The sequence below is a fragment of the Methanofervidicoccus sp. A16 genome (assembly GCF_003351865.1).
GTDB lineage: Archaea > AGJL01 > Methanococci > Methanococcales > Methanococcaceae > Methanofervidicoccus.
Genome location: NZ_CP022242.1, coordinates 135,340 through 156,507 on the forward strand (window position 1 = coordinate 135,340; position 21,168 = coordinate 156,507).

The window sequence follows — 21,168 nt, forward strand, 5'->3', positions numbered from 1 at the left end:
AGGATGATACTTATAAGGGATGTAAGACTACTGGAGGGTAATGGCAACTGGGATATACTTGTAGAGGGAAACAGGATAAAGAGAATAGGAAGAAACCTACTGGAGAAAGAGGGTATAGATAAAAGAGATGTAGAGATAATAGATGGAAGAAATATGGTGGCAATTCCTGGACTTGTAAATACTCACACCCACATACCTATGACACTCTTCCGAGGAGTTGCAGACGATATTCCCCTTATGGAGTGGTTGAACAACTACATCTGGAAGATGGAATCTAAGTTAAATGAGGAGTTAGTCTATATAGGTACCCTCCTTGGAACTGTAGAGATGATAAAGAGTGGTACAACTACATTCAACGACATGTACTTCTACTTAGATGGTATAGTAAAGGGAGTACTTGAAAGTGGTATAAGGGCTGTCCTCTCTTACGGGATGATAGATCTATTCGACGAGGAGAAGAGGGAGAAGGAGATAAAGAACTGTGAAAAAACAGTGAAAAAGATAATAAAGATGGACAACCCGAGGATAAAACCTGCCATAGGACCCCATGCACCATACACATGCTCCAAGGAACTTTTAACATTATCACATGAGATGGCAAGGGAGTACAATATCCCTGTACATATACACATGAATGAGACCTTAGATGAGATAAAAATAGTAAAGGAAAAAACTGGAATGAGGCCCTTTGAATACCTTAACTCCATAGGGTTCTTTGAGGGGGTTAGGGTAGTTGCAGCCCACTGTGTCCATCTATCAGATAGGGAGATAGATATTATAGAGAAAAAAGGTGTTGTAGTATCCCACAACCCTATAAGTAATTTGAAGTTAGGTTCAGGTATTGCACCTATTCCAAAACTCCTGGAGAGGAATATCCTTATAACCCTGGGAACAGACGGCTGTGGTAGTAATAACAACTTAAACCTCTTTGAAGAGATAAAGATGGCATCTCTTATCCATAAGGGAGTGTCCTTGGATCCCACATCAGTACCTGGAGAGGTTTCCTTTAACTTCGCCACGTTAAATGGAGGTAAGGCTTTAAACTTAGAGGTTGGGGTACTGAAGGAGGGATACTTGGCAGATATAGTACTTGTAGATCTCAAGAAACCCTACCTGATACCAAATGAAAACTTAAAGTCCCATCTAGTCTATGCCTTCAACGGAGTTGTAGATACTGTTTTAATAGATGGAAATGTGGTTCTAAGGGATAGGAGGATGGTTAATATTGATGAGTATAAGGTTTATGAGATGGCAGAGAGGGCCTATAGTAAGTTGGTTGAGAACGTAGATATTAAAAAATAATTTTTATAAAAAGAATAATTAAAATTATAAAATAAATAATGAAAAAATATATAAAAAAGTAAATTCTTATTTTTATCTCTTTTTTATTTATGGAACTACATAAGAGATATTATTGATTTTTTTAGGATTTTTACTCTCTTTTTAATTTTATTTTTATTATAATAACCTTAGTTCCCATCAGTAGTGATTAAAAGAATAATAAAAAATAATCAATATAAAATCTATATAAAAATAAAAACTATTAAACATTCTAGGATCTTTCTGATCACTTAGTTAAGATAGAAAATCCTACTCTGAATCCCTGTATTAAAAAATATACAGAGGATCATTCTCCTTCAATATTATTTTTAAAATTTTTTGTATCTAGGATAGTAGAATTTTCTGTTTTTTAAAATCTTTTCTTTATTTTATTATTTTTTATAATTATTTTCATTATTTTTTTAAACTATCCTTTTTGATGGGAAACTATGGTTTATAATATTATTTTTTTATGATACACTTCAACCTTAAATAAACCCTCTATACTTATAAAATATATAACAGGTGCCCTCCTCGGAGACCATACAACTTCCAACAGGATTAAGGGGAGTACAGTACTTCCCAAACAACTTACAATCAGTAGGTAACTTCTCACCTCTAAGTATCTCCCCACATATGCAGTTACTGTTTACTACCTCCTCCATCTCAGGTATATCCTCATGGCAGTATATATCGAGATCCCTGTACTTCTCCCTAAGTTTTAACCCCCCATTTTTTATTACTGGAAAGCCCCTCCAGGGCACATCTGAAGGCTCAAATACCTCATTTATCAACCTCTGGGCGATGGGGTTTCCCTCCTCCCTAACAGCCCTTCTGTATTCGTTTTCCACTTTATAACTGTTGTTCAGTATCTGCCTCAATATCATCACTATAGATACTAAAACATCCACAGGCTCAAAACCTGCCACCACCATAGGGACTTTATATCTCCTACAGAGTTCATGATAAGGTTTTAGCCCTGTAATGGTAGATACATGACCTGGACATATGAAACCTTGAATATTACTCCCCTCCTCCAGTAGGAACTCTACAACTGGAGGTATCTGCCTATGACAGTTTAATATGTAGAAGTTGTCTATCCCCCTCGATCTAACACTGACAACTTCGGCGGCAGTAGTTGGTGCAGTGGTTTCAAATCCAATTGCTATGAATACTACCTTCTCTCCCTCCTTCTCTGCAATCTTCACTGCATCCCCTATCCCATAGACTATCCTTATATCTGCACCCTCAGATTGTAGTTCCATAAGGGATTTTTTGCTCCCTGGCACCCTGTACATATCCCCCAATGTTGCCACTGTATAGCCCTCTTCAGCAAGATATATGGCGGTGTCTATCTCTTTTTGAGTAGTTACACACACTGGACATCCTGGACCTGGGATAACAGTTATATTTTCAGGTAGGACTTCCCTTATCCCGTATCTACATATAACATGCTCATGGGATCCACAGAGGTGCATTATTTTAATACTATCTAATTTACTGGAAAGTTTTTTTATTACTTCAATGGATCTTTTTATGACTCTTCTATCGTTGATATTTATCATCCTTTCACTGGAAATACTTTTATATAGTTAGTTCTGAAGTGTTTTTATATAAATTAATCTTAACCTATTAAAAATTCTGATAAAAATTATTATAATTATTATTATAATAATAAATAATTAAATATGGATGAAAAAGAAAAATTCTCCTTTAAAATATTTCTGAGTACTGAAAAGAGATATGAATTAGCTCTTCTATCTTTAACAATATCTCCTTCTCTTCTCTACCTCGCCCATATAATCAACTACCCTCTTCCACTCCCTATACACCTTATAACCCTCTAATATCCTATTCCACACCTCATTAAACACCCTGTAATGAGTACTCATAATAGACTTCTTCAAAACTATAAGATCGATAGCCTTATCCTCCAACATACTTGAAAACTTGCCCAACCCAAAGTCTATAATATAGACCTTATTCTTTTCGAGAAGTTCCCTATCAATTTTAAGATCGTTCTCACTGTCCTTAACACCTTCCAGAGTCCCTTGAGTACAACTACTATAAACCCTATCGTCTTTATAACTCTCAACAACTTCCCTACTGTCATCTATATCACCCTCCTTTACAACTATAAAGTTAGAGGTTGTAAGGTCGTTATGTACTATATCTCTCTCGTGAAGTTTTCCAACTATAATACCAATGTTATAGCAACAGTCCCAATTGCCCCTCTCTATCTCATCCTTTGCAAGGTTTCCAGGGATATAACTCATAGTTAAGGTATAATTCTTCTTATCTACATCAAATATATAGGGAGATAATATACCGTAATCTTTAATGAGATATAAGAATCTCCCCTCCCTTACAGTCCTCCTCAACCTTATAGTTCTATCTAACTCCTCCAACCTATATCTCTTTTTAATCCTCTCCTTTACAACACACTCCCAACCTAGATAGGAGGTCCTCCTTATATCAGCCTCTGCCCCTTTTCCTATGAGATGCTCTGGTATTCTTCTTCTCTTTCCCCCCCTACTGTACTCCTCCTCATCTATCCAGGTTACCTCTACAGTATCACTTCTGTAGTTAGGAATAGGTTTTGTCTCCTCTATGGACATCCTCCTACCACTGAGGTACATCAACAGTCCCAGGTAGGCTATCATTACCCCGTTATCACCACAGAGATCCCTCCTAGGTACGTAGAAATCCACCCCCTGCTCCTCACACATATCCCTTAACATCTCTCTAAGTCTGTTATTTACTGCCACCCCTCCTACTAGCATTACCTCCCCCTTATCTGTATGTGCCAGCGCCCTCTCTGTGATCTCCGTTAGCATGGAAAATGCCACCTCCTGAAGGGAGAAACATACATCTTCCAGTCTCTCCCCCTGTTCATATCTCTTTATAGCCGCAGTTAGTAGCCCTGAAAATGTTATATCCATCCCTTTGATAGTATAGGGCAGATCCAACAACTTACTACCTTCCTTGGCAAGTTTCTCCACGTAGGGTCCCCCTGGATGTGGAAGATCACAATTCCTTGCAAACTGATCGAGACAGTTACCTATGGCAATATCCAAGGTTTCCCCAAATATCCTATACCTACCTCCAACGTATGCCAGTATCTGGGTATTTCCACCACTTACATAGAGTGTTAAGGGATCTTCAGCATCTGTCACCAACTTTCCAATCTCAACATGTGCTATACAGTGGTTGACACCTATTATAGGTTTCTTCAGTGAAAGTGCCAAGGTCCTTGCAGCAGTTGCAGTAACCCTTAGACTTGGGCCTAATCCTGGTCCCTGGGAGAATGCCACTAGATCTATCTCCTCCTTAGGTACATGCTCAAATGCCTCCTTAATCAACTTTGGAAAGGTTTCTGCATGGTGATCTGCAGCTTCCCTTGGATTTATGCCCTGTACAGGTGGCTTATACATTACAGTTTTGTTGAAGAGTATATTACCCTCTGAATCTATAACCCCCACTCCAGTTTTTTCAGCGGTACCCTCCAGTCCTAGAACTATCATCCTATCACCTTAGCCCTCCAATGCAGAGTAGTCATACCTATATATTCCCCTAACCTTTACAACTTCTTCCCTTATTAAACCTGAGAATATCAACTTTTGTAGTTCATTTAAAATCTCCGACTCTGATAAACCCCTCCCCTTTACAATACTTAACAGTTTTCCTCTACCTCTTATTCTATCCTCTTTCCTCAGAATATCTAAGATGGGACTCTCCATATACCTATCTCTGAATTGTAGGAGTATTTCTTTCAACTGGGTACTATCTATCTTTTCCCTCAACTCCTTATATCTATCTGGAGGACCGTACAACCTAACATCCCAGGATTTCATATAGGCCCATTTTAAATTCTTTGCAAGGGGCGATATCTCATCTAATCTGTATCTTCTCTCACCTGCAAGTACTGTAATACGGTGCTCACTTATCTTGGGATAAGGAGGTATATCTAGAAATACAGTTGTACCAAATTTTTCTGAGAGTTCTTCCTCTATATATCTGATCTCCTCTTCCCTTAGGTTTATCAGTATCCACTTCTCATAGGGAGACAGTTCGCTGTATTTAACTGTAAGCACATTCTTAAATAACTTCCTTCTGTCAAGCATTTTAATTAGTTTATTACCCTCCCCCTCGGAGTTTCTCAGTGTACTTATTAAGTCTATATCGTCCATCCTTGAGAGATCTTTCACATCAAATAGTCCCTCTTCTATCCCGTGGATGACAGCATTCTTTAACATAGTTTCAGAGATCCTGGAAGTTGGATGCATATATACAGAGGAGTACATCTGATATCTAGCGATAAGAAGGGATTCACCTGCAACTACTCCCTTCTCTAATATACCTAACTTAGGTTTGTTGTCCTCAAATAGTACAATGCACCTTATTAATCTATTGTAGTCTATAGACCCGTACGCCACTCCAGTGTGATAACTATCCCTTAGGAGGTAGTCTATTCTATCTATATCTATATCCCCACCTATTAAGGATCCCTCAGGTCCCTTATACTGTAGTACATCTATAACCTCCTTTGGAGAGTAATTTTCGATCTCCATTTTCTTTACTATCTTCCTGGTATAATATTCATGGTTGTAGCCCCTAATCTCTAGAGAGTGGGAAAAGGGAGGATGACCTATATCGTGAAGTAATGCTGCTATCCTTATGAGATTACAATCCACCCCTTCTAAGCCTTTCGATACCTCTCCAGCAATATGCATGGCACCTATGGAGTGTTCAAAACGGGTATGGGTTGCACTGGGATAAACCATATAGGTAAGGCCTGTCTGCTTTATATTCCTCAGTCTTTGAAACTCTGGAGTGTCTATTATAGATATTTCGCTATCTCTGATATGTATATCGTAGTAAATAGGATCCCGAATAATTTTGTCTCCACTCATATTAAGTAGTTTGATATTTTAATATATAAATACATAACTGGGATGTGTCTAACAACTATCACTTTTTATAGTCATGAAAAAATAATTACTAAATAGCAACGATAGAGCACTACAATAAAAAATAATAATTATAATAAGAATAATTAAAATCAAAAAAATGAAAATAAAAAAATAAAATGGGTTATTATCCTAGATTAACAGTGGGTACTGAGGGAGTAAGGTAGGATCTCTGATAATTCTTCTTTTTAAGAGTTTATTGCTCTTTTACTATTTTTTACTCTAATTACTCTAATTCTAATTATTATTTTATTGATGTTTTCCATGGTTGTTGTTAGTTTAAAAAATTTTGTTTAGTATAAAACCTTAGTGTATTGGGTTGATGATCTTTTGTTGGATCCTACATAACCGAAAAGTATATATACCTGATTGTGAATCTATAGATATCGGTATCGTGCCTTGGTGGCTCAGCCTGGCAGAGCGTCTGCTTGGTAAGCAGAAGGTCGCGGGTTCAAATCCCGCCCAAGGCTCCATTTTTTATTTATTTTGTAATATTGAGTTATTTAAATATATGGTTGTGTTGATTAAAAAATAAATCGTAAAAAGTAAAACTTTGTTTTTATTTTTAGTCTAAATTAGAATTTTATTAGCCTTTTTAATTTGTTTTTAACTTTTTTAATTTTTAATATCCCTTAATTCCTATTAAAATAATAATTAAAAAACTAATAAAAATCCTGGATAAAAAATAATAATATTTACCCTAATTCCCATCAAAAGAATATAGTTTAAAAAAATAATTTTAAAAAAATAATAAGGATAATTATAAAAATAAAAAATAAGAAAAGATTTTAAAATAAAACTTCTATTATCCTAGATACAAAAAATTTAAAAAGAAGATTGAAGAAGAATGATCCTCTGAATGCTCTCTAATACAGGGATTCAGAGTAAGATCTCCTATCTTACCTATGAGTTCAGAAAGAACTTAGGATATTCAATAGTTTTTATATAGTTTTATACTGATTATTTTAATCATGATTTTTATTATAACAATTATTATTATTTTTCATTTTTTCACTGTTCTTTTAATCACTACTTAGATGGGAACTAAGGTTAATATATTAAAATAAAAAAGGTAAAACTATTAAATAATATTTAACCTCTTAGGATATTTCTTTCAATGTCCGAAAGTAGGTAGAAAATATCTTTTTGTTTATAATTTCAACATTACATTTATTCAAAATAAAAATATTATTTTTAATATAAATAAGGAATTTTTTATCTTTACAACAATCTTCTTTTTATATCTTTATATTTTAATAATTATTATTTTTATCGAAATTTTTAATAGGGGATTAAAGATTATTTTATCTTTATTTTTATCCTTCTCTATAAGTTCAAAATATATACATAACCCATATTTTACTTAAAAATAAATACATACCAGGGAACAAACTAACCAAACCTTATTTATTATTTTTAATGTTAAAACAATAAAGAGGGATTATATTATGCTGATACTTGCAGGTTTGGGACTTTACGACGAGAAAGATATGACTCTAAAAACCCTAGAATACGCCAAGAAGGCAGATAAGATATATGCAGAGTTTTACACTGCTGTTTTAACTGGTACAACTTTAGATAAAATAGAGGAAGTCCTTGGAAAAAAGATAATACTCCTAAGTAGAGAGGATGTAGAGTATAGAGGAAATAAACTAATTGAGGAGAGTAGGGATAAAGTAGTTATGTTCCTAACAGCGGGAGATCCTATGGTGGCTACGACCCATATAGATCTTGTTATAGAGGCTAAAAAGAGAGGTATAGATGTAAGGGTTATTAACGCCCCTTCTATATACTCTGCAGTAGGAATTACAGGATTACAGATATACAAATTTGGAAGAACTGCCTCAATAGTTTTCCCTGAACCTAACTACTTTCCAGAGACTCCTTACAACATAATAAGGGACAACCTGAAGATGGGATTACATACACTCTGTCTCCTAGATATTCAAACTGATAAAAATAGATTTATGAGTGCCAACGAGGGCCTTAAGATCCTACTTGAGTTAGAGGATAGAAAAAGGGAGAATATTTTAAGTAGGGATACTAAGGTTGTAGTACTTGCCAGGGCAGGGAGTTTAAAACCAAAAATTGTATACGGTAAGATCGGGGATCTTATTGATTACGACTTTGGACCTCCCCTTCACTCTATTATCATACCTGGAAAGTTGCACTTTATGGAGGAGGAGGCCTTAAAGTATCTATGTGAAAATATCCCATAATCCCTATTTATTGCAACGTTTTAAGTCTCCTCAACCTCTCATTGATCTTCTCTAATTCCTCTCTAGTTAGTCTGGTAGATTGTTTAACATGATCTAACTCTTTCTTTAACTGGATTACTTTTATAAATAGTATGACATTTAGGAGAAGACTGACAGTAGCTATTACTATAGCTAGCATATTGTAGGATGTCATTTTCTCCCCATTTAAAATTTTAAAGACTGTTTAAGTTGATCCAACTCCTTTTTAATTGAAAAGTTATTACAAATATAGTATGAGATAGATATATAAGAAAATACTAAATGTAAATATTATAATAATTGTTATAACTATTATAATCCATTACTGCAATGTTTTAAGTCTCCTCAACCTCTCATTGATCTTCTCCAACTCCTCTCTAGTTAACCTGGTAGATTGCTTAACGTTATCTAACTCTATCTTTAATTGAATCACTTTTATAAATAATATTACATGCAGCACATTTCCTTACGTTGGGATCTTCAGGAACTACTCCCAATACTGGGACCTCTAAAATAGTTGCTATAGCCTTTGAACTTAGTTCTGAATCTTCTTTCATAGTTCTGTTTATTATAGCGCCCAATACATTCGTATCTAATTTTCTGGCAATGGCTATAACCTTCAATGCATCGGAGATAGAGGATATCTCTGGATTAACTACCAGTATTAGATGTTCTGCAGCAGATATCGCCGTTAACGCCTCCTTTCCAATCCCCGCAGGACAATCTATGATAATAATCTCAGCCATTTCATGTAGTTTCCTTAGTACCTCCTCTAATTTCTCTGGTCGTGCCTTTCTAAATGCATCTAAAGATATACCTGCAGGTACAACCTTTACCCCTGCTGGTCCTTCATATATTGCCTCCTCTATACTGGCCCTTCCTGCAAGAACGTCATTTAATGTTTTACCCTTTCCCTCAACTCCCAATACCAACTCTAAATTAGCCATTGCAATGTCTGCATCTAACACTATAACATCCTTTCTAAATTTAGCTAATGCCACAGCTAAATTTGCTGCAATAGTAGTTTTACCTGTACCACCTTTACCTGACGCTATAGCAATAGATATTGCCATCTTTCCACCTACTGTCCTTTCAATAAGAGGTCTTCTAATTTTTCAACTACGGTGATTATATCCTCAGATTTCACACCAATAGCGGCATTTATAACAATGTAATCGTAGGGATATTTATTCAAATAACAGGTACCAAACTTGTCTGTGGATCTTACACCCCTTGGACCAGTGACTCTTAAATTGTAAAGTTTTCCTGCAATCTCAACAGGATCTGAATCGACGGTTACAGAGAGGGATATGGGGTTATTGATATTTAAAACTTTACCCCCTGTTTTTTCAACTAGTCTATTTAAGAGTTCTTCTAGGAGATCTCTACATTTTCTCTGCTCCTCCATCAAGTCTAGATACCTTCTCATTCCTAAGGATAGTAGAGAGATGAGTATATTTACAACAGGAGTTGCACAGGCCCTACCTGGATAACTGAGAGATATCTCCCTTAAAAAATCCCTATCCTTTGAATATACAATACCTCCACCTATAGGAGTTAGTAGGTTCTTATCTGATGAACTTACTACAGCATCTACACGATACTTAAATGCCTTTCTTAATCTCTCTATGTAGTACCTACTCTGAAGTGCATAGGCGCCGTTTACAATATGAGGTATGTTGTACTCCTCACAGATCTTTCCTATCTCTTCTATATCGTCACCCTCTCTCGGTGGAAAAAATGTTAAGGTACTCAATACACAGGGATTGTTGCCTGCCTCTATCTCATGTACTATAGCATCCTCGATATCTTCTACATCCACCTTAAGGGCATCCCCGTAAAGTTTAGTCTCCACCAACCTCATCCTAAACCCTGCAAGGTAAATCCCCTTTATTGGGCTCTTATGGGCGGCGTAGGGATATATTACCACGTTGGAGTTATACATCCTTCTTACAGCATTTAGACAGAGGGAGAGGGAGAGTCCCGTCGCCACTGGTAGCCCTATTCCATGAACCTTTAAACCAAGATTCCTTAGGAAACTTGTTAATATACTGTTAGTTAAGTTGTACATTGCACTTGCACCTGGTGCCTTAGGCTGAGGATCTATAAGATTACCACTTCTACCTATTCCATGGCAGAATCCAGAGACCAACTCCTCCTGGATCTTCGAGGCGCATCTACCTTCCCTCTCCCCAACCCTTATAACCTTTGGATCCTTGTCGGTGTCCATAAGTGAGAGAAATTTTAAAAGTAATCTTATCTGGTCTTCAGGTAGTCCTTCTTTTGGGATCTTTCGATGATCTAAGATGTCCTCGATATACTTAAGGTTGTCCTTCAATATTAACAATCCTCTATCTTCCATATTCTTAGGGATTAGTCCACTTACATTCATTCGGAACATAGTTTCACTCTTTGGAGGTATGGATTTAGAGAATTATTATAAAATTTATAAAATTAAAATATAAAAAAGAAGGTAAAAAATTACTAAAATCAAAAAATAGATAATGTCTTTTTTAAATACTACTAAATACTAAAAAGAGTGTAAAGTAAATCCCACTCTAATGAGGGTTGTTATTATTAGACTAACTTTATCTAATTGGATTGATGTTAATATTTCTCACAATAATCTGATGGATATGCTTATAGGATTCTAATAAATTAGATGTGTTAATTATTATAAACCTTTTTTTACTATCTTTGTTAATTTAAGTTTTTTATTATTATTTTAAAATTTTAAAATCATTATAAAAAAATCTAGATACTTTCAAAACGTTTTTGGATTCTAAATTTATAATATAGAATCTTTATTAACAAAGAAACTCGTCCTTTTTTAAATAATCTATGGGCATTTTATAAAGGCAAATATACACTGAAGTCATTTAATTATTTTTGATATTATGAACCTGGCTCTAAATATCTTAGAATAAAAAAGAAAAAAATAGTATCCCCTTAGAAGTACTTATCAATCTCCCCAATACACTTAACTATCAAATTAACAGTATTCTCTAAATCAGATAGATCTATAACCTCAACTGGAGTATGGATATATCTAGCAGGTACAGAGATCACTCCTGTAGGTACTCCCTCCCTTGTAAGGTGTATTGCAGTCCCATCTGTTGTACCTCCCTCTCCAACCTCGTACTGTACTGGAATGTTGTACCTTTTAGAGATATCCTCTATCATCCTTAATACATCTCTGTGAGCAATAAGCCCCCTTCCAGCACCATCTACTATACAGGCAACAGGGCCCTTTCCTAACTCTACAGGAGCATCCTCCATCCTGATCCCTGGGTGATCTCCACAGATGGTTACATCTAATGCAATTGCCACATCTGGGTTTATCTTGAAGGCAGAGGTTCTAGCACCCTTTAATCCTACCTCCTCCTGAACTGTACCTACGAAGTACACCTGACACTTTAGATCCTCTTCTTTTAACCTCCTGGCAACCTCTAAAAGGATAGCACAACCAACCCTGTCGTCGAAAGCTTTACATGTTACCCTATTGTTTCCAAGGATGTCAAACTCTGATTTTAAGGTTATCCAGTCTCCAATATCCACCCCCATCTTCTTCGCATCCTCTCTATCCTTTGCCCCAATGTCTATGAACATATCTTCAGATTTTATCATCTTGTTTCTTTCCTCCTCCTTCATCTTGTGAGGTGGCTTTGAACCTAAGACTCCAATAATCCTTTTACCATCCCTTGTATGGACTACAACCTTCTGATTTAGAAGCATCTGATCGTTAATACCTCCAATTTTTACAAACTTCAGGAATCCCTTATCATCTATGTACTTTACCATTAAACCGATCTCATCCATATGGGCGGCTAACATAAGTTTAGGTCCTTTATTTCCCATCCTACCTATGAGGTTTCCAAATCTATCTGTGAATACCTCCTCACAGTACTTTTTAAGTTCCCTCTCCATTATACTCCTTATATTATCCTCCCTACCGGAGATACCATCTGCCATGGATAACTCTTTAAGATATTCCAACACTCCCATCCTATCACCTTATATATACCCTTGTAGTTCAAAGTACTTCTTCTGTTTAACAACTACCACAGGGATACCTATATCAAGGAGTTTTCCCTTCAACTCCTTGTCGTTTGTACATACCACAACCTTTTTTCCTTCATCCCTACATCTTAAGGCGTAGTTCACTATTATCTCGTCGGTGTATCTCCCAGGAATATCCTCATTTTCCTCATCATATCTCCTGATAAGAGACAAGAGAAGTGATACAGAGTACCTCTCCTTACCCCTTAACCTATCCCTAAGTTTCTCCAACTCCTCCCTTACACACCTTAGTATTACCACCTTATAGATGTTAAACAACCTCTCTAACTCGTAGTCTATGTTTATACCATGCTTGGCACTGTATATTAAGAAGTTGGTGTCAGGCACCACTAGGATCACGTTATCCCCTGGGACATCTGAGAGATGCATCTTATCTTATTTGACGTAGCTAATACTCTCCACTATTATCTGGAAGTTTGACCTTAGAGATACCTCCTATCTTAGTGACGTAGATAATGTTGTCTGCTATCTGCTCCAACTCCTGGTGGTGAGATATTATAAATATCTGGGAGATAGTTTTTATACTTTTGAATATATTTAACAGTTTCTTACGTCTATCCTCGTCTAAGAAGGCGGTGGGCTCATCTAATACGATAAACTGCAAATTGCCACAGAGAGCCTTTGCAATACCTAAACGTAGTGCCAATGAGACTGCTATCTGTTCCCCTCCACTTAAACTCTTTACAGAGAAATCGTCTACTAGGATATCGTAATCATCCTTTATCTGGATGTGATGGTAAGGTAGTTCAAACTCACTGAATATCTCGTTTGTGTACCTCTGTATAAGCGGTATGTATCTCTTTCTAAGATACTGTTGAAATCCGTCCTTAGAGAATACATTCTCTCTGATATCTTCCAGATATTTTATATACCTCTCTAACTTCTCTTTTTCCTTCTCCTTTTCCTTTAAATCTTCTAACTCTTTTAGGAGATTTTGTAGATTCTCCCTGAGGGCCTCTAAGCGGGCGTTACATTCCCCTATTTTCTTCTCTATCGAGACTAAATTGTTATATATCTTTTCAACTTCTTCCTTTATTCTATAGTGATGCTCCTTATCGTATCTTAGAGATTCTATCTCTCTTATATACTCCTCCCTTTTATCCCTCAGAGTTGATAATTCCTCTTCTATCTCTTTAATCTTCTTCTCCAATGTTTCTATCAGTTTGGAGACATCTACGTTATACCTCTTTGAGTAGTTCTCCAACACTGCAAGGGCATTCTTATATTTCTCATAGTCCTCTCTGTACCTTTCTATCTCCCTCTCTAAGGATGTTTTCTTTCTCTCTAAATCCTCATAATAATCAACGTATTTTCTTATATTTTCTATCTCGTTAAGAACTTCATTTAACCTCCTCTCCTTTTCCTCCTTATCTACTATCCATCCCTTAATATCCCTCCATCTATTTAACTCACCTTTAAGAATCTCCCTCTCCTTATTTACCCTCTCTTTACTGTAATCTCCTACAATCTTTAAAAGTTCCTCTTTCCTCCTTAGTAGTTCCTCCCTATTTACTTTTTTCAGATAGTCCTCGGAGGATAGATACCTCCTATATGTCTTCTCTAACCTTTCTTTCTTTTCAATTAACCTTTTCATTTCCTCTTCTACATCTATATACTTCTCTATCTCACTATTTACACTCTGAAGTTCCTTACTGTACCTATCCAATTCCTGGTATTTTTCCTGGAGGTTTCTCTCCTTCTCCTTCAACCTTCCGTATTTGTTCTTTAAACTACTTATCTCCTCTAATAACCTCTCTAAATTCTTAATCTCCTTCCTACAGTTCCCCTGTTCCCTGTAAAGTCCCTCCAACTCTTTCTCTATCCTTTTAAGATCTTCCCTATATCTACTTAAAAGACTCTCCTTCTTAGAGTCGTCGATATCGGACTGACAGAGAGGACATTTATTACCTACCTTACTAAGTTTCTCTATAACCTCCTTTAACTCCTTTATCTTAGTTTTCCTCTCTGTTATATCACTATTTAACAGTTGGAACTTTTCTCTGTATTCATTTAATTTCCCTCTCAACTCCTCTTCTTCTTTTATCTTCTCTTCTATCTCCTTTAAAGGTAATAACTCCCTCTCTAACTCTGGGATTTCCCTTTCCAATTTCTTTATCGTACTTTCTATATTTTTTCTCTTCACCCTCAACTTCTCAAGTTCTACAACTTTAACTCCCAACTCCTCTAATTTTTTCTCGATCTCCTTATACTCCAAATACCCCTCTCTACACCTCTCCAACTCCTCTCTATATCTCTCTATCTCCTCTAACCTACTGTTCAAACTTTCCAACTCAGAGAGTTTTTCCCATATTTCCTCCAACTCTCTCAATCTCCTCTCTATATTTTCAATCTTCTTCTCTACATCCTCTACCAGGATACCTTCAACTCCTTCCTCCTCTATTTTCCTACTAATATCCTCTATGTTCTTTTCTAACTCCCTCTTTACTCCCAGAAGTGTATTGTAGCGGTGATAGTACTCCCTGTATCTATCTATCTCAGAAGATACTTTTCTCAACTCTTCCTCAATTTCACAGTATCTCCTGTAGTTTTCCCCTCTATCTCTAAGTACCTCCATAAGATCCCTGATGCTCCTAAGATCTCCCTTTAAGATATCCCTCTCATTTTCAAGTGTTGCTATATTATTCTCAATATCTCTAATCCTATCGTTTAATTCCCTATAAATCTCCTCCTTTTTATTGTACTCCTCTAAGATCTTTCTCTTCTCTAGATAGATAACCTCTATCTCCCTATGCTCATCTTCTAACCTTCTCAATTCTATCTCTCTATTACTTATTTCCTCTTTTATCTCCTCAATATCCTTTTCTACACCCTCCCTCCTCAAAAGTTGCCCCTTTATATACTCTAACTTATTTTCAAACTTACTTATAGCATTTCTCATCTCCTTCCAAACCTTCTCATACCTATCTATACCTAAGATCTCCCCAACAATCTTCTTTCTCTCAGCAGGTGTGATGTTTATAAGACTGTCAATCTCTCCCTGTTTTATATAGATGGCATTTAGGAATACGTCATGATCTATACCTAAGATCTCCTCTATTTTCTTATTAACTTCCCTACTAGTCCTTGCATCAGGGCTACCATTTATATATAACTTGTTTATATTCTCTCCAGAGAACCTCTTACTCCTACTTCTAACTACCTTATAGATAGTACCATCCAACTCAAATGTAAGTTCCACTCTAAATTTCCCTGCTCCCCTCCTTATCAACTCCTCTATTTTATAACTTGAGGTTCCATAGAGTGCAAAACTTATAGCCTCGAATATAGAGGACTTTCCACTCCCATTAGGACCTATTATCGTTGTGATGCCTTTGTTAAAAGATAAATGTGTGTATTTATGACTTCTGAAATTCTCCAAAGTTAAACTCTTTAACATCATATGTTTTCACCAAAGATAATAGGTGTTTGTCTCTTTATTATAATTAGTATTTTAATAATCATTATTAATAATTTTTATCTTATTAATATAGAGATGTAAAAAAGGATAATATCTAGAAACGTTATTAAGAGTGTAATAAGAGAGATAAAATAAATATAAGTTGATGAAATTGGCAATTAATTTTGTAAACATTATTTATAGATATCTAAAGGGAAACGGGCGATACTTATGGATTATATAAAAGAGGAATTGAAAGAATTTTTACTTTTTGTAATGATAATTATAAAAATTAATATAAAAATAATAAAAAAGGATTAACAGAGGTTTTTATTACCCAATTAAACCCCTATCTAACCTCCATCTCGAACCCTACAACTGGATACTCCAACTGGAAGTTAAGTATCACCTGAGGATGTATCTCCCCAAAGTATCCAATAACTCTATTATCCCTTAAATCCACTATCTTAGCACACCTCCCAGGGATAAATGATGGATGGTTGTAGTTCTCCAGTTTATACTCAATATTTAACTCCCTCAATACACTCTCCCCATAACTCTTTACCTCGTTGAAGTTTGCACTTGGATGGGTTATGACAAAGGCTAACTTTGTAATGTTTCTACAACTTCCCTCTCCATCTACTACAACAACATCCCCTACCTCAAATATCCTCTGGGGCAACTCATTTATCTTATTTATATACAGGGTTTCTAAGAGGAGTGGTAGTATCCAGGTTCTAACAACCCTGTGCTCTATAGATGCAGGTTTTAACACCTCCACGTAATCCCTCTCACCTACCTCAATATTCATCCTTTTGAAGAGTACCTCCTCATTTGAGAGTGTTAGATTAACAACCTCGTAGAAACCATGGCCTATCATGATACTTCTAATATACTCCAACTTCTTCTCCAAAGGATGTTTCTCTCCCACTGTAAGTACCTCTGGGAGTGTTCCTGTGAATCTGTCGTATCCGTAGTTTATTGCAACCTCCTCTATGAGATCCACCTCCTGGAGTATATCTACCCTGTAGGGAGGTACCTGGACTGCTATACTGTTCCTCTCGTAGTTGTACTCTCCCTCCATCCTACCTTTTCTTAAGGCGTTTATTATCTCCCCCGGGTTCAGGTTCAATCCTAACCTTTTATTTACAAGATCTACAGAAACCTCGTAGGTTTGAGGAGTAAGATCTGGATACACCTTAGAGTGATATTTTCCATCCTCTCCCTTTATATTCAGTTTAACCGAGTGTATATTACCTCCTCTGTCTGCAAGGGCACATAAAATAATATTTAAAGTACTTTCAACACTGTGGATCTCAGTTCCTGTGACGTCTATCAGTAGATTCCTCGTCTCAGTTGTTACCTTTGTAAGGTTTCCATTTATTATAGGTGGCATGGAGAGGACGTTTCCATCCCTATCCACAATTAGAGGATACCTATCCCCAGAGATAAGATGTCTGTATTTTATCCCCTTCTCATGTTTCTCCAAGATCTCCCTTGGTGTCATCTCCCTATCCCATCCCAAGGGCTCAAACTTCACCTCGTCTCCAGATACCTCCTTATAGTAGAAGGGAGGAGATACTTTATCTAAATCGTGGATACCTATTGCAACCTTCTTCCTATCTCTCCCTATTGTCCAGTGGAGTTTCTCCTGGAGATCTATTAAACTCTCCAAGAGATAACTGTCAATATTGAGGTTTTTTACGATGGCAAAGGCACAGTAGGGCCTACTACTTACACCTTCAACAAATACCTCCACATCTGATGGATAAACCTGATACCTTGGCATACCTACCTCAATACCTATAAAGCCCCTGAAACCCCTTGCAAGTCCCTCAACACTTAAATAGTCAGGCCTGTTGGGATTTACAGAGAATTGAATTACCTTCTCTCTTCTACCATCTTTAACCTCCTCGAATATTCCTTCAACCTCTACGCCCATCATTGGAAACTTCTCCTCTACAGTCCTATCTGAGAGACTTATATTAACTAACTTCTCTAAATCCCTCTTTACAACCTTCACAGTTGGCATAACATCACCTTAGTAGTAGTCAGATTCCATTAACCTCCTTATCCTATTTACTCCGTCTATCTCCCTAATTACCTCTACAACCTCCTCAGGTACTAAGTGCTCCCACCTCTCCCCCTCTAACATCCTCCTCCTTATCTCCCTGCCAGAGTACTCACTTCGGTTGTACAACTTAGGTCTTTTAACTGTATATCCCCTCTCCATAAATAGTTCCCTTACTAAGGGATTACCTGAGTACACCACATCAAAGGGAGGAGTTAGAGCCTCTACGTACGATACCCAGATGGCGTTAAACTCTATGTCCTTTATAGGGATTACGTAGTATGGAAAGTGGTACTTCTTAAGGGTTTTAGTTATCATCATTATCCTCTCTCCCGCTGTAAAGGGATCGTTAAGTGTATGACTCTTCTGGGCACTCCCTATCCCTATAATAAGTTCATCCACCTCCTTCGATATCTCCTCTATAATAGATAGATGTCCCTTGTGGAAAGGTTGCCACCTCCCTATTAAAAACCCTCTCAAAATTTCACCTTGGAGTGAATATCCTTTTACACCTTGGACAGATCACCTTTGATCCTACATAGTAGATTCTGTATCCACATTCACACTTAGTGTCTTTGACCTTTAAATCCTTTAAATTGATGACTACGTATTTATTTATATCCTCTATATTCAATGCCATTGGGACGCCTCTACCTTACTATTTATGTGGAAAATAAAACCCTAGTTGAAATAATATTAAAAACATGTTATAGGGATCTATTTATTGTTAGAATGTTTCACAGTATGGAATACCTATTTTATCTCTTTTTTATAAAAAATTTATTTCAAATTTTTAAATAATAATACAAAAAAATAAAAAAATTAATTAAAAAACACCACCGTATCTCTAAATTTTTATTACTAAGAAAATTTTACTCCTTTTCACATTCCCCATCAACATCCTCAGGCTTTACCCTGGCAATTACTATATACCCAGTATGACCTATCATCCTTGGAGAGGGCCTGGCACCTTTTTCTGATATCTCTATATCCCTTACTAAACATTCGACAGTCCTTATCTCCATAAAACCATGCTCTTTTAAAGATTCTACACTCTTCTTAGCCTGTTCAATATAGGGCACGTATATGGCAATCCTACCCTTAGCCTTATTCAGGGCCTTTTTTGCATGTTCTACAACGTTCCAGGGATCTGGCAGATCCAACACCACAACATCTACATTCCTCTCCTCTATACCCTGTGTAACATCCCCTATCTTTTGAATAACGTTGTACAACCCATCTTCGTCTTCATCTTCTTCATTTAAGGTATCAACATCTTCATCTAGACCTATTATCTTCTGCCCTTTTCTTACCAACCCAACAGATGCCAAGTTCTCCCTTGCCACCTTGGCAAATTCAGGTCTCTTCTCGTAGGTTATAACCTTACCCCTCTTCCCAACTGCATTTGCAAGATAGATAGTTAGGGCTCCAGATCCAGTACCTGCTTCTACTACAGTCTCCCCATCTGCAATTCCGCAGTAGGTGATGATAATACCTATATCCTTGGGCAATAGTGTAGTTACTCTCCTCTTCATCTTTTTAACTATATCGTATATAGTAGGTTCTAATAGGTAAAAGGTATGGCCCTTATGAGACTTTAACGCACTTCCCTCCTTTACATCCTTTAGATCAACTACTCCCAAATCGTTACCGAACCTTTCAACCTCCTTTTTAAGCAGATATTTTTTCCCCCTCTCATCTACAAGAAGTTTCTTCCTCAAGGTTTTCACCATGTTGGTGTTTTTATTAAAATAATTATTACAAATGTGGTAAAAATAATATTATAAAAATGTAAAAATAAAAATAAATAAAAAATTCTTTGTATCCCTCTCATTTTAAAAATCTCGAGATTCTATTCTCTAGCAGAATTCTAGTACTTAGTATAGAGCATACCTTATAAAACTTTTTAATTAAACTTTTAATTTTTATATTTATGAATTATAATTATTATTATTTTATTTGTAATAATTATTTTCATGAAGAATTTTTACATAAAAACTAGAACCAATCTAAAACATGTAAAAAATCCTTATACCAACCTCTTCTGAATATACCTCTTCTCCTTAGATACATCCCTATCTTTCAGTACACTTCTCAACATGTTTTGAGACGTTTTCCAACATTTTCTGGCTATCTCTGGTAATTCTCCATGTTCTTTAATGTAATTTCTCAGATAGTTTATAGTAACCCTATCACTTGGGTACCCACTTCCAATTTCTCCGTATATCTTCTTGTAATTGTCTATTATTCTATCCCTGGTAACCTTTGCTACAATAGATGCTGCAGAAACGATCTTGTACTTATCATCAGCCTTATGTTCAGCGATTATCTCGATATTACTGTTATAGACTATCAACTTAGACTTTATCTTATTTGAGAACACCTTTTTGTTATTGCTACAGGCGTCTATATATATCTTAAACTTCTTATCGTAGTGAGTGTAAATGTCGTTCCAATTCTCTATCTTGTACTCCTCTCTAAGTACCTTATTTATCAGTTTTGAGAACATCCCAATTTCTATGTTGTCTAAATTACTTCTCTTTATCATCTTATCTATATCCTTAGCCTCAAGGACGATGGTTTTAACCTCGTATTTATTTATTATTAAATTGTAGAGTTCATTCCTCTTGTTTTTATTCAATTTTTTACTATCTTTCAAGCCCCACTTATTGAACTCCTCCAGATCCCTTTCCCTGGCCTTTACAAGTGCAATCACCATAGGACCTAAGACAGGTCCCCTTCCAGCCTCATCTAATCCAAGTATTATTGTGTCGTTCTCCTCCATTCTAAACCTCTCACTTCCTTGTTTTTTATAAGAAAGTAATTTTTTTATATTTTTAATACTGATTATTATAAAAATAATTATTTATAAAATTGGTGGTTCTAATGTTATCACTGAAAAAGTTGTTCTCTAAAAAGGGACAGATAAGTTTGGAGTTCAGTATCTTAATGATGACCGTTGTCCTTGCAGCAGTGGTAGCAGGGTATTATATGATCGAGGCTGCTATGGATATTAGAAATACCTCTATAGACACTATAAATAGGACATCTAATGCAGTGCTTCATGCATTGAGTACTGTGGAATAAGGGAAA

At 36.1% G+C, this 21,168-nt stretch carries 17 protein-coding genes and 1 tRNA gene; 4 read left to right on the forward strand and 14 right to left on the reverse strand.

The features are described 5' to 3' along the window. Window positions 1–3 precede the first annotated feature (3 nt). Complete coding sequence (locus CFE53_RS00585) at window positions 4–1,302, forward strand: amidohydrolase (protein ID WP_148119964.1); 1,299 nt, start codon at window positions 4–6, stop codon at window positions 1,300–1,302. Window positions 1,303–1,808: 506 nt separating this feature from the next. On the opposite strand, the gene hypD is transcribed toward CFE53_RS00585, so the two are convergent. From hypD to CFE53_RS00600, 3 genes are all read right to left on the reverse strand, one after another. Beyond that, window positions 1,809–2,885, reverse strand: a complete 1,077-nt coding sequence (hypD, locus tag CFE53_RS00590) for a hydrogenase formation protein HypD (RefSeq protein WP_148119965.1) — start codon at window positions 2,883–2,885, stop codon at window positions 1,809–1,811. A gap of 198 nt (window positions 2,886–3,083) precedes the next feature. After that, window positions 3,084–4,844, reverse strand: coding sequence for a bifunctional N(6)-L-threonylcarbamoyladenine synthase/serine/threonine protein kinase (locus tag CFE53_RS00595; protein ID WP_148119966.1), 1,761 nt, complete (start codon window positions 4,842–4,844; stop codon window positions 3,084–3,086). 9 nt (window positions 4,845–4,853) lie between these two features. Further along, window positions 4,854–6,233 (reverse strand): HD domain-containing protein, encoded by a 1,380-nt coding sequence (locus tag CFE53_RS00600; protein WP_148119967.1) that lies wholly within the window; start codon window positions 6,231–6,233, stop codon window positions 4,854–4,856. Between the two features lie 453 nt (window positions 6,234–6,686). On the opposite strand from CFE53_RS00600, the gene CFE53_RS00605 reads away from it, so the two are divergent. Together CFE53_RS00605 and dph5 are read left to right on the forward strand one after the other, a co-directional pair. Next, window positions 6,687–6,763: transfer RNA gene (locus CFE53_RS00605), tRNA-Thr, on the forward strand. Window positions 6,764–7,738: 975 nt separating this feature from the next. Next, window positions 7,739–8,509, forward strand: coding sequence for a diphthine synthase (gene dph5, locus CFE53_RS00610; protein ID WP_148119968.1), 771 nt, complete (start codon window positions 7,739–7,741; stop codon window positions 8,507–8,509). 7 nt (window positions 8,510–8,516) lie between these two features. Here dph5 and CFE53_RS00615 read toward each other — a convergent pair whose 3' ends face one another. From CFE53_RS00615 to rnhB, 11 genes are all read right to left on the reverse strand, one after another. Further along, window positions 8,517–8,702 carry a hypothetical protein gene (locus tag CFE53_RS00615; RefSeq protein WP_148119969.1) on the reverse strand — a complete coding sequence of 62 codons (186 nt, stop codon included), beginning with the start codon at window positions 8,700–8,702 and terminating at the stop codon, window positions 8,517–8,519. A 229-nt stretch (window positions 8,703–8,931) separates the two neighbouring features. Then, window positions 8,932–9,600, reverse strand: coding sequence for a cell division ATPase MinD (gene minD / locus CFE53_RS00620; protein ID WP_148119970.1), 669 nt, complete (start codon window positions 9,598–9,600; stop codon window positions 8,932–8,934). 8 nt (window positions 9,601–9,608) lie between these two features. After that, complete coding sequence (gene spcS, locus CFE53_RS00625; protein WP_148119971.1) at window positions 9,609–10,928, reverse strand: O-phosphoseryl-tRNA(Sec) selenium transferase; 1,320 nt, start codon at window positions 10,926–10,928, stop codon at window positions 9,609–9,611. A gap of 548 nt (window positions 10,929–11,476) precedes the next feature. Continuing rightward, the gene (locus tag CFE53_RS00630) at window positions 11,477–12,532 is read right to left on the reverse strand and encodes a M42 family metallopeptidase (protein ID WP_148119972.1); all 1,056 of its coding nucleotides are present in this window, start codon (window positions 12,530–12,532) and stop codon (window positions 11,477–11,479) included. Window positions 12,533–12,541: 9 nt separating this feature from the next. Then, window positions 12,542–12,946: a PIN domain-containing protein gene (locus CFE53_RS00635; RefSeq protein WP_148119973.1), complete on the reverse strand. Its 405-nt coding sequence runs from the start codon at window positions 12,944–12,946 to the stop codon at window positions 12,542–12,544. Window positions 12,947–12,995: 49 nt separating this feature from the next. Then, window positions 12,996–16,007: an AAA family ATPase gene (locus CFE53_RS00640; RefSeq protein WP_148119974.1), complete on the reverse strand. Its 3,012-nt coding sequence runs from the start codon at window positions 16,005–16,007 to the stop codon at window positions 12,996–12,998. A 346-nt stretch (window positions 16,008–16,353) separates the two neighbouring features. Continuing rightward, window positions 16,354–18,036 (reverse strand): phenylalanine--tRNA ligase subunit beta, encoded by a 1,683-nt coding sequence (gene pheT, locus CFE53_RS00645; protein WP_148119975.1) that lies wholly within the window; start codon window positions 18,034–18,036, stop codon window positions 16,354–16,356. Between the two features lie 9 nt (window positions 18,037–18,045). Next, window positions 18,046–18,555, reverse strand: a complete 510-nt coding sequence (locus tag CFE53_RS00650; RefSeq protein ID WP_148119976.1) for a nicotinamide-nucleotide adenylyltransferase — start codon at window positions 18,553–18,555, stop codon at window positions 18,046–18,048. 4 nt (window positions 18,556–18,559) lie between these two features. Further along, window positions 18,560–18,715: a hypothetical protein gene (locus tag CFE53_RS06850; RefSeq protein ID WP_172456334.1), complete on the reverse strand. Its 156-nt coding sequence runs from the start codon at window positions 18,713–18,715 to the stop codon at window positions 18,560–18,562. 232 nt (window positions 18,716–18,947) lie between these two features. Then, window positions 18,948–19,808 (reverse strand): tRNA (adenine-N1)-methyltransferase, encoded by an 861-nt coding sequence (locus CFE53_RS00655; RefSeq protein WP_148119977.1) that lies wholly within the window; start codon window positions 19,806–19,808, stop codon window positions 18,948–18,950. Window positions 19,809–20,104: 296 nt separating this feature from the next. Next, a complete protein-coding gene (rnhB, locus tag CFE53_RS00660) occupies window positions 20,105–20,860 on the reverse strand; it encodes a ribonuclease HII (RefSeq protein ID WP_148119978.1) in 756 nt (251 codons plus the stop codon). Window positions 20,861–20,961: 101 nt separating this feature from the next. On the opposite strand from rnhB, the gene CFE53_RS00665 reads away from it, so the two are divergent. Then, complete coding sequence (locus tag CFE53_RS00665; RefSeq protein ID WP_148119979.1) at window positions 20,962–21,162, forward strand: class III signal peptide-containing protein; 201 nt, start codon at window positions 20,962–20,964, stop codon at window positions 21,160–21,162. Window positions 21,163–21,168: the final 6 nt, after the last annotated feature.

What these genes read in the sequence shown, in the direction of transcription:
- CFE53_RS00585 (WP_148119964.1), top strand. Translation starts at nt 4, where the DNA reads ATGATACTTATAAGGGATGTAAGACTACTGGAGGGTAATGGCAACTGG.
- CFE53_RS00595 (WP_148119966.1), bottom strand. Translation starts at nt 4,844, where the DNA reads ATGATAGTTCTAGGACTGGAGGGTACCGCTGAAAAAACTGGAGTGGGG.
- pheT (WP_148119975.1), bottom strand. Translation starts at nt 18,036, where the DNA reads ATGCCAACTGTGAAGGTTGTAAAGAGGGATTTAGAGAAGTTAGTTAAT.
- CFE53_RS00655 (WP_148119977.1), bottom strand. Translation starts at nt 19,808, where the DNA reads ATGGTGAAAACCTTGAGGAAGAAACTTCTTGTAGATGAGAGGGGGAAA.
- rnhB (WP_148119978.1), bottom strand. Translation starts at nt 20,860, where the DNA reads ATGGAGGAGAACGACACAATAATACTTGGATTAGATGAGGCTGGAAGG.
- CFE53_RS00665 (WP_148119979.1), top strand. Translation starts at nt 20,962, where the DNA reads ATGTTATCACTGAAAAAGTTGTTCTCTAAAAAGGGACAGATAAGTTTG.
- dph5 (WP_148119968.1), top strand. Translation starts at nt 7,739, where the DNA reads ATGCTGATACTTGCAGGTTTGGGACTTTACGACGAGAAAGATATGACT.
- spcS (WP_148119971.1), bottom strand. Translation starts at nt 10,928, where the DNA reads ATGTTCCGAATGAATGTAAGTGGACTAATCCCTAAGAATATGGAAGAT.
- CFE53_RS00600 (WP_148119967.1), bottom strand. Translation starts at nt 6,233, where the DNA reads ATGAGTGGAGACAAAATTATTCGGGATCCTATTTACTACGATATACAT.
- CFE53_RS00630 (WP_148119972.1), bottom strand. Translation starts at nt 12,532, where the DNA reads ATGGGAGTGTTGGAATATCTTAAAGAGTTATCCATGGCAGATGGTATC.
- CFE53_RS00615 (WP_148119969.1), bottom strand. Translation starts at nt 8,702, where the DNA reads ATGACATCCTACAATATGCTAGCTATAGTAATAGCTACTGTCAGTCTT.
- hypD (WP_148119965.1), bottom strand. Translation starts at nt 2,885, where the DNA reads ATGATAAATATCAACGATAGAAGAGTCATAAAAAGATCCATTGAAGTA.
- minD (WP_148119970.1), bottom strand. Translation starts at nt 9,600, where the DNA reads ATGGCAATATCTATTGCTATAGCGTCAGGTAAAGGTGGTACAGGTAAA.
- CFE53_RS00640 (WP_148119974.1), bottom strand. Translation starts at nt 16,007, where the DNA reads ATGATGTTAAAGAGTTTAACTTTGGAGAATTTCAGAAGTCATAAATAC.
- CFE53_RS06850 (WP_172456334.1), bottom strand. Translation starts at nt 18,715, where the DNA reads ATGGCATTGAATATAGAGGATATAAATAAATACGTAGTCATCAATTTA.